The 8,700-nt window shown below is 59.6% G+C and carries 11 protein-coding genes; 7 read left to right on the forward strand and 4 right to left on the reverse strand.

Features of this window, described 5'->3' with window-relative positions; translation table 11 throughout:
• Together CHB74_RS20950 and CHB74_RS20955 are read left to right on the forward strand one after the other, a co-directional pair.
• Positions 1 to 386 (forward strand): integrase core domain-containing protein (locus CHB74_RS20950; protein WP_144033890.1); only part of this gene is annotated, 386 nt, incomplete at its 5' end.
• A gap of 150 nt (positions 387 to 536) precedes the next feature.
• Positions 537 to 860 (forward strand): hypothetical protein, encoded by a 324-nt coding sequence (locus tag CHB74_RS20955; protein WP_144033891.1) that lies wholly within the window; start codon positions 537 to 539, stop codon positions 858 to 860.
• Positions 861 to 1,274: 414 nt separating this feature from the next.
• Here the strand turns inward: CHB74_RS20955 and CHB74_RS20960 are convergent, their stop codons facing one another.
• The 3 genes from CHB74_RS20960 to CHB74_RS20970 are packed head-to-tail and all read right to left on the reverse strand — an operon-like array spanning position 1,275 to position 3,145.
• Entirely contained in the window at positions 1,275 to 1,925 is a 651-nt protein-coding gene (locus CHB74_RS20960) for an SOS response-associated peptidase (protein ID WP_089221414.1), read from the reverse strand.
• 43 nt (positions 1,926 to 1,968) lie between these two features.
• Positions 1,969 to 2,427 carry an SRPBCC domain-containing protein gene (locus tag CHB74_RS20965; protein ID WP_089221421.1) on the reverse strand — a complete coding sequence of 153 codons (459 nt, stop codon included), beginning with the start codon at positions 2,425 to 2,427 and terminating at the stop codon, positions 1,969 to 1,971.
• 58 nt (positions 2,428 to 2,485) lie between these two features.
• The gene (locus CHB74_RS20970; RefSeq protein WP_089221415.1) at positions 2,486 to 3,145 is read right to left on the reverse strand and encodes an SOS response-associated peptidase family protein; all 660 of its coding nucleotides are present in this window, start codon (positions 3,143 to 3,145) and stop codon (positions 2,486 to 2,488) included.
• A gap of 151 nt (positions 3,146 to 3,296) precedes the next feature.
• On the opposite strand from CHB74_RS20970, the gene CHB74_RS20975 reads away from it, so the two are divergent.
• From CHB74_RS20975 to CHB74_RS21840, 3 genes are read left to right on the forward strand one after another with little or no spacing between them, the layout of a single operon-like run.
• Positions 3,297 to 3,536: a hypothetical protein gene (locus CHB74_RS20975; protein ID WP_089221416.1), complete on the forward strand. Its 240-nt coding sequence runs from the start codon at positions 3,297 to 3,299 to the stop codon at positions 3,534 to 3,536.
• On the forward strand, positions 3,533 to 3,760 hold the full coding sequence (locus CHB74_RS20980) for a hypothetical protein (protein WP_144033892.1): 228 nt from the start codon (positions 3,533 to 3,535) through the stop codon (positions 3,758 to 3,760). Before CHB74_RS20975 ends, CHB74_RS20980 begins: the two co-directional genes overlap by 4 nt.
• Positions 3,761 to 3,779: 19 nt before the next feature.
• On the forward strand, positions 3,780 to 4,121 hold the full coding sequence (locus CHB74_RS21840; RefSeq protein ID WP_144033893.1) for a hypothetical protein: 342 nt from the start codon (positions 3,780 to 3,782) through the stop codon (positions 4,119 to 4,121).
• Between the two features lie 475 nt (positions 4,122 to 4,596).
• Here CHB74_RS21840 and CHB74_RS20985 read toward each other — a convergent pair whose 3' ends face one another.
• Positions 4,597 to 5,088, reverse strand: a complete 492-nt coding sequence (locus CHB74_RS20985; RefSeq protein WP_089221418.1) for a Ros/MucR family transcriptional regulator — start codon at positions 5,086 to 5,088, stop codon at positions 4,597 to 4,599.
• A gap of 560 nt (positions 5,089 to 5,648) precedes the next feature.
• Between CHB74_RS20985 and CHB74_RS20990 the strand changes: the two genes are divergently transcribed.
• Together CHB74_RS20990 and CHB74_RS20995 are read left to right on the forward strand one after the other, a co-directional pair.
• On the forward strand, positions 5,649 to 7,964 hold the full coding sequence (locus CHB74_RS20990; RefSeq protein ID WP_089221419.1) for a putative bifunctional diguanylate cyclase/phosphodiesterase: 2,316 nt from the start codon (positions 5,649 to 5,651) through the stop codon (positions 7,962 to 7,964).
• Between the two features lie 214 nt (positions 7,965 to 8,178).
• Positions 8,179 to 8,700, forward strand: a 522-nt coding sequence (locus CHB74_RS20995; protein ID WP_089221420.1) for a hemerythrin domain-containing protein, incomplete at its 3' end; no start/stop codon positions are given.

Raw genomic sequence — 8,700 nt, forward strand, 5'->3', positions numbered from 1 at the left:
TCGACGCGCGGCTCGCGGTTGCGGCACTGGAGGTGGCGATCGAGCGACGGTGTCCGCCGCCAGGATGCGTTCATCATTCGGACCGTGGATCGCAACACGCGTCCGGAATCTATCGAGCATTGCTGGGCAACCACGATATGGTCGGCTCGATGAGCCGGCCTGGAAATCCGTACGACAACGCCAAGGCGGAGAGCTTCATGAAAACGCTCAAGGTCGAGGCGGTCTATCCGATGGCGTTCGAGACATTCCGAGATGTTGCCGAGCAGATTCCCCGGTTCATTGACGACGTCTACAATCAACGTCGCCTGCATTCCGCGCTCGGCTACACCAGCCCAGCGCAGTTCGAGGAGCAACACACCCGGCTCATGGTCAAATCAGCAGCCTGATCCTGTCCGGCCCAAGGGGCCCACTCCAGAACGAGAAGGTGGTTTGGCCGTCGGTCATTGACAGCGGATTATAATCTTTTGTTCACATATTTCCGAGCGAAGCAATGACATATTGCGCCCGATTGATATGATCGCAAAAATGCTTCAACTTTGATCCGTGCGGTGGCGGCTTCGTTCAGAGCGGCAGCAACCGCAGGGGGAAAGAGCGCCATGCCTGTCTGCCCATTGCGGATTGTCGATGATTTTCCGGTGGAAGTGACAGCTGGATATCTTTCCTTTGTGGGCAGTGATGGTGACGGTGCGCTGCGGATCCTCGTTTCGAGCTGGAAATGGGAAAAGCTTCAGGCCGATGCCGCTCACTTTTGCGACAGCGATGACCGGCGTGATCATGCACTTGGCATGATCGAAGCCACGGCAGCAGGATTGGTGCCGGCCTTTTCGACCGACGGGCGGCGCTACATCATGCTGGACTGAGGAGATTCGCTTTGCGCGTAGATCGTCGCTTGTCGAAGTCGCGGCATTTTTTCGTGCCGGTTGCCATGCGCCGGTGAGTTTGCGTGGTGGATTGAGGGGGAGGTTTCGTCGGGCTACGTCATCGTCTCGGCGTCACCATGCGCTGTCATTCGGCTGGTTCCGCAGAAGAGAACAAAACTGCAGCCCGGTGCTCGACGCCCGACGTGGGCGAGGGCAGCGCGCCATGGACCGTTCGGGCATCGCACTGGCATGGAAGTGTTATGGTGGCGATCGCAACTGTCGCTAGCGCCTGATTGTCGGACGCGAAATCTTCGAGGCAGCGAAGGGAGGGCCGTCATTTTGGAGCGGCGCTCAGTCTTGCGAGTTAGGCGATGACAATCGTCGAAGGTCACCGGCTGATCCGGCGCCACAGGCTCACAGCAACTGCCCGGCGGGAGACGGAAGTGTGCCCTTCCTCTTGACCCACAGCTCGCTTGTCCGCGCCATCTCTATGAGATCGGAAGGAAAGCTGCGTTCCTGGAACGCCAGTGCCTGATCAAAATCGCCGCGTAGCCAGTCATCATACTCATCTGGCATTAGGAGGACGGGCATCCGGTCATGGACCGGTTTGATGGCTTCATTGCAATCGGTCATTGCGCCCGAATATACGGGGCCCCATTCGTCGCTGTGCCGCCAGAGTCCGGCCCAGGCAAAGATCGGTTGCCCCTTCACACTGAACCATGTTCTCGTTTTCGCACCCTTCGGACCTTCCGCTTCGGCGAAGCCCGTCAGCGGGATCAGGCATCGCCATTGCGGTTTGCGGGCCAGGCCGGCCCACATCGGTTTACGCAGATCGGCGATGTTATTGACCGGTTTCGGCTTCGCGGTCGGGGACATTCCCTTCAGCCGAAGTGGAAAACCCCACGTCATGGACTGGAGAATCCGCTCGCCGGCCTCTTCACGCACCACAAGTCCAGGTGTGCCGGGATAACTTTCTTCCGGCGCGTTCGAGGCGAGCGGATTTCTGACGCCAAAATGCGCTGCGACCTCCGCTGCGCTCTTTCGGACCGTGTGAAGATTGCACATCGGTCAAATCTAGCACGCGATCTGCGCGGCGGGGAGAGGGGCCCTATTCGAGGAAGTCCGCAAGCCTCTTGAGCGAGGAGCCCATTGCCTGGATTTGATCGGCTTCCAATATGCCATGCGGCACGTCCTCGGCCAGCACCGTGACCTTTGTCCCATCGATCACGGAGGCGAGCGTCGTGGTGACGGTCATGATGCCGGCGAACTCTGGCAACCCGCTCTCGAACTGCACGGCCTCAACAAGCCTTTCGTCAGGCAGGATTTCGATGAAGCGGGCGCGGACAATATCGCGGTATCCGGTCGACTTGGCCTGTTCGATAGTCGCTGTATGGCTCAGCTCCATGCGATATCCACCGCCCGGTCGCGCATCGAACGCATGTATCCTGAGCCTCACTCCTGCCGGTGTGCGCCACTTCACGATTACCTCGGGATCGAGAAATGCGCGGAAAATCGCGCGAGGACTGGCAATGATGGTGCGGGACGCAGAACGCGATTCTTTGTTCATGGTCACGCTGTTACTAGTCCGCATGGTTGGCACTGCCAAATGCATAGCCCCTACACATCTAAAATAATCCAAGCTGCGCAGCGGTCGCCGGTGGCGGCTCGCCGCTGCGCCATAGGTCGTCGGTAGGTTCGGCCTTCATTCGATCAGCGGGAAAAGGCGGTCCAAACATAAAGGCGATGACGTCCTCGATCGAGCCGTGCAGCCACCGGTCATATTCTGTCGGATCAAGTAGCACCGGCATGCGGTCGTTAGTAGGCGGGATTAACGCATTGGCCTCCATTGTCATTCCGGCATAGACGGGCCCGAACTCGGCCGTGTTCCGACAGAAGCCCGCCCAGGCGAAGATCGTCGCGTCTTTCAGTGAGAACCAAGTTCGCGTCCGTCCTCCAGAGACGCCATCAGGGTTGGCGAAATGGGTCAGCGCGATCAGGCATCGATACCGCGGATCAACAACGAGGTCCTGCCACATTGGATTGGTAAGGTCGGCGACTAATCCGATCTTACCGGGCCCTTCGCCCTGATCGCGCATCTCGCGGGTTTGACGGGGAAACCCCCATTGGAGATTCTTGAGTATGCGCTTTCCATGTCTTTTGAGGACGATGATGCCGGGACCGCCCTCCACGGTCTCGTCAGGCACGAAAAAACCGGGAGAGGCTTCTGCGCCGAAATGCTTGCCGAGATCCGCGACGTTCGATCGGACGGTGTGGAGGCGCGACATGAATCACCTAGCGGAAGGTGGTGGGATGCTAGCACGAACATAGCATGAACAAAACAGAAATTTGGCGCATTGCGATGCGTATCGCAGTCGCGCCCGACGAGCTGCGAAAGCGGACATTGACTCAATGTTCGTCAAATGTTCTCATTATCTCATGGCTCGAATCGACACATTGGCGCTCGCGCACTATTTCGAGGTGGCGCTTGGTGGCGCGGCTCCACAACTGGTTGCCGGGTTGGCGGAAACCGACCGCAATCGGCATCGAACCGCCGTTACGATGCTCGCGCATCATCTGGCGGAATATATGAGCCGCTTAGAGATTGTCTCGATCGACGCGCCCTGCGCGCCGGACCCATTGCCGATCTTTCCCGAGTTCGAGAGTGATCCGCGATGACCTGGTCCGATCCAGCCCGACCGGACCGGATGACGATAGAAGAGGTCCGCTTCCTGATTCGCTTCGAACTGGGTCAGGCGCCCGCCTCTCTCTATGTTGATGCGCGATCGAAGGACCGCACGAAGCGCGACCGGGCGCTCGAGGCGCTGACCATGCGGATCGCTTCGCGCTTCGCGCATCTGGAGATGCTCAGGTCTGGACGGCCTTTCGGCAATCACGGTTGAACATGAGAGTGGTGGTGCCATGGCTCAACAGCCACAGGTGCGGGATCATCTCGACCGCAAGCTGACCTGTCTCCAGCATGCGGCATTGTACCATTTCAATATCCGCGTGGTCTGTCCGTCCTGCCGTCGTGTCCGGATTTTTCAGGGGCATCAGCTCTGGTGGCTGTTCGAGCGTCGGCGCTGGAATGACCGGCTGGAGGAAGTGCCACGAAGGCTGTCTTGCAGCCGTTGCTGGGTTGCCGACCACCGGAAGGTGCGGCCGATCAGGGTTTCGCTGGTCAAGGATCTGCCCACTGGGGACGAGTTGCCCTGGCCCGATGAACGCGCCTGGAAGCGCGTCGTCAGCCGATACAGGTCATGAGGCGTCGACCACTTCGTCGATTGTTCGAAGCGCCCCTGAAGCGCACGCTGACCAGGCCAGACTGGCCCGAATTGCAAAAGCACCGCGCCGCCGCCTATGTCACGCGGCCAGTTCGGAAGGGCCAGAGCCGCGCTGCCGACCTTAAGCTAATCCGAAGGGTTCAGACCGATCATCAAAGCGTGGGCAATAGCAATGTGCGAGCCGATATCGGACATCCCGGGATGGTCGGAAGCATCGCCGTCGATCGAGCGCTGTCCGCCGGGCGGCCACCAAATCCTGACTATCCGCATCGTCCGATGAGGCGATCATAAGCAAATGCCGGCCGACGGTCTCGATGAACATCGGTCTATCCTGCTTTGCGTCCAGTTCCTGAGGGTGGTCCGCACAACAGCTCGGCCGACATCAGACCAAAGGGTGAGTTAGTGGCAGTCGGGCCGGGCAAAGGGCCCGTCGTCAGGGAAACGCGCGCCGGTCGTCATTCTGCGCTGAGATGCGCCTTTGCGGCCTGGATCGCTTTCGGGCGAGGCTGTCTTGCCATCCGGGCGTGCGCGGCCTTCGCCGCAACCTTTTGGCCGGGCTTGCGGCCGAGGCCGATCTGGAGGGCTAGTTGCTTGCGCTGCTCGGAATAATTAGGCGCCGCCATTGGGTAGCTCTCAGGAAGGTTCCATTTGGTTCGATACTCGTTGGCGATCATGTCATGCGACCGCAGGTGACGGCGAAGCGATTTGTACCGCTTCCCGCATTCCAGGCATACAATATGGTCCGGCTTGAGTGAGGAACGGATCGACACTGCCGGGACAGGCTTTTCTTCGATCGCTGCGGGCTGCCCCAGGCCGGACAGGGCGGCGTGGACTTTGGCGATCAGCACTGGAACATCGGATATCGCCACGACATTGTTGGCGGCATGCGCCGACACAATGTCGGCGGTCAAAGCGACAAGGGCGTCGGCGGAAAGATCTTCAGGCATGGCAAGATCCCTGTTCAAAATCGTTCTGGTGAGCCGATCAATGAACCACTGGGCATGAATGGGCGGCTAACCGGTATTGAATGGGCGGCTAACCGGTATTGATTGAGCTTACCCCTTTGACCATTTCGCCGGAAGATTTCACTAAATGCCGTCTCCGTTCGCTGGGCCGGCCGGGCTTATTTCGCCTCACCGAGGTGACCGATCGCCGTCTCGACCCAAGCTGGCACGTTCCTTGGTGGGCTGGACTGTTGCTCAGCCTGACACCGTGCTTCGCGCAATGGCGATATTGGGCTGTCGCCTCCTGGCGGTGCGGGGCGGAACGCTCCTTCGGCTCGCCGCGGTAGTCGAAGTCAAACGAGCTCATCGTGCAGAGGCAGTTTCCAACGACCTCATCGTGACCGGCTGCTTCCGTTCGCCACGGTGCAGCCGCGCCTAGCCAGGGATAACTCGCTTCAAGGCCTTCGAATTGCCCGTAATTGGGCCGGCATCAGGCATTGATCCTTTCTGGCTTGTTAATAATTTGTCGGCTACCTGCGGGGAACGACAAGGGTTAAAATCTCATGGGCTCGCAGGCCGGTATCGGCGACAGATTGACATCATGGCTGCTCGGCGGGCGCGAGGCGCTGCCCGAGGCAATTTCGGTCCAGCTCAGGAATGGCCTGTTTACGTCCGTGCCGATTTTTCTCGGCGGAATCCTGAACACCTCCGCCGTCGCGTCGGTTGCCGTATGGCGGCATCCGACAGCGGAATTCATCGCTTGGCTTGGCTTCGAAATAGCGCTGGGAGCCATCCGCCTCGTGTTGCTGCTCGACGGACGTCGCCTCGTTCGGCAGGGGCGTACGCCGAAGCGCCTGCCTGCAGCCTTGCTCTCCTGTTGCTGGGCGGCATCGGTTGGAGTGGGCACATATCTGTGCATCACGAGCGAAGACTGGGTCCTCGCCACGATCGCCTGCCTCTCGGCGGCAGCGATGGTGTGCGGAATATGTCTGCGAAATTTTGGCACCCCGCGACTGGCCGCGATCATGGTTCTGCTTGCGCTATTGCCATGCGCGTTCGCGGGCTTGATGACCGCCGAACCGATCATGCCGATGATCAGCATACAGCTCCCGATCTTTATGCTGACGATTCTTGCGGCTTCCTTCTCGCTCCACCGGATGATGGTTTCATGGATGCGGGCATTGAGCGATCTGCAGAGCAGCAGGTCGCTCAATGAGATCATCCTTCATTCAAGCCCCGATTACACGCTGATCCTCGACGAGGCTTATCATGTGGCGTTCTGCAACGGGCCCAATTCCAGCGAGATCGATACGAACGCCTTGCAAGGTCGCGACTGGCTCAGCCTGCTTCCTGACAGGGACCGCGAATTAGGTCTGCGGGCGATACAAATCGCGCACGAAGGGCGGGCCGACAGCCTCATTACGCAGGTTCGCGATTCGAGCGGTGAGCGGCGATGGTTTCACGTCATCGTCAATGCGATCCAGGACGGTTCGAGGCGCCTCATCGTCGTTGCGCGCGACATCACGCAGCAGAAGCTCTCTGAAGAGCGGGCGATCTGGATGGCGCAGCACGATTCGCTGACAGGGCTGCCCAACCGGACAGTGCTGCAGGAGCAGTTGGATGTCCTGCTGGACGGACGCGAGGCGGCATCCGGCGCATTGCTGGTCGTGGACGTCGACAATTTCAAGTCGATCAATGACACGCTCGGTCACGATGCGGGCGACCGGCTGCTATGTGCGTTCGCGCAGCGCCTTCAGACCGCCGTCGGCAATCACGGGCTGGTTGCCCGAACAGGCGGGGATGAGTTCGCCATCCTGCTGCACGACGCCGTCGAGATGGAGGTGAGGCAGGTCGCTGCCCGGATTTTCGAGCTGTTGGCCGAGCCGATTGATCATGGCGGTCGCCTGATCGAATGTGGCGCGAGTGTGGGGGCCAGCCTAATGCCACGAGACGGTGCTTTGCGGTCGGAGGTCATGAAGGCGGCCGATGTTGCCCTCTATGCTGCGAAAACGGGCGGTCGGGCGCAACTGCGTATATTCGAGCAGGCGATGATGGAGGAGGTCGAGAATCATCAGGGCATGATTGCGTCCGCGCGATACGCCTTGCAGTGCGATACCATCATCGCGCACTACCAGCCCAAGATTTGTCTGCGCACGTCGCAGGTGGCAGGTTTTGAGGCTTTGCTCCGCTGGAAAGACGGGAACGGCCAGTTGCGTGGGCCGGGGTCGATACACGCCGCCTTCAATGATCCCGCCCTTGGGGCGCAACTCAGCGACAGGATGCTGACGAGGATACTCGACGATATCGAGGCCTGGGCGAGGCTGGGTATCGCTTTCGGAAGTGTAGCGATCAACGTGACGGCCGCAGATTTCCGCCGTGGGGGCTTCGCCGAAACCATCCTGTCGCGATTGGAGGAGCGCAATATTGCGCCTGGCTGCATCCAGATCGAAGTCACGGAGAGCGTGTTCCTCGGTCACAGTACCGGGAGCATCAAGGCCGCTCTTGAGCGCCTCGGCGATCACGGCATCCGCATTGCACTTGACGACTTTGGAACGGGATATGCCTCGCTGTCTCACCTGAGTGAATTTCCCGTGCATATCCTCAAGATCGATCGCTCCTTCATCGAGAGACTGGGCGAAAGTCCGGATTCCGACGCCATTTCGACGATGGTGATCAATCTCGGTCACTGTTTTGGCCTTCAGGTCGTGGCCGAAGGCGTGGAGACGCGCGAACAAGCTGATCGGCTCGTCGCCATGGGCTGTGATCTCGGGCAAGGATTTTACTATTCCGCAGCGCTTGCGGAGGCGGCCGTCGTAGAATTTATTGCTGCTGGCGCCCGTTCCGGGGACCTCACCAACGCGGCGGGGCGACATTCGTAACGCGGCCGGTTCGCCAGTTCGGCCGCCTGTTTTATCCCAGGCGCCATGAGAAGGCATCTGCCCAAAAACGATTGCTTCTGGCTTTGAGGCCGGGAATGCCATCTCGGCGCAACCACCGACAATCCGACTGATCAGGATCAATCCTTCGCAACTTCTCCGCTCAACGGTGGTTGCTGTGGGTGGATTTGAGACCGCTCGCGCTTGGAGGAGGGACATGCCGGAGATGGAGCGTTTCACTGATGCAATCGCGCTGCTCAAGGCAGACCATCGTAACGTCGAGGCATTGTTCGCCGAGTTTGCAGCCGCCCGCGGCGCCGACAAGAAGCAGCGCCTGGCGCGGAGCATATGTGTCGAGCTCAAGGTCCATATGGCGATCGAAGAGGAGATTTTTTACCCGGCGTTTCGTGGCCAGATCGAGGACACGATATTGAACGAGGCCTATGTCGAGCATGATGCCGCGAAGGTACTCATCAACGACATCAATTCTGCTCGCGCTACAGAGGACTTTTTCGACGCCAAGGTGACTGTGCTGTGCGAGGAGGTCAGGCACCATGTGCACGAGGAGGAGGCTCCTTCCGAAGGCATGTTCTCGCAGTGTCGCGCGACGGATGTGGACCTTGTGGACCTGCGAGACGCGCTCATGATCTGCCCCCTTCTGAGTGGTCCAAAATTGATGATATTTTGGATTACGAAGGAGACAAGGAATGCCGAGCAAGAAGCATCGCCCGGAAGAGAT

Source organism: Edaphosphingomonas laterariae (genome assembly GCF_900188165.1).
GTDB classification, from domain to species: domain Bacteria; phylum Pseudomonadota; class Alphaproteobacteria; order Sphingomonadales; family Sphingomonadaceae; genus Sphingomonas_E; species Sphingomonas_E laterariae.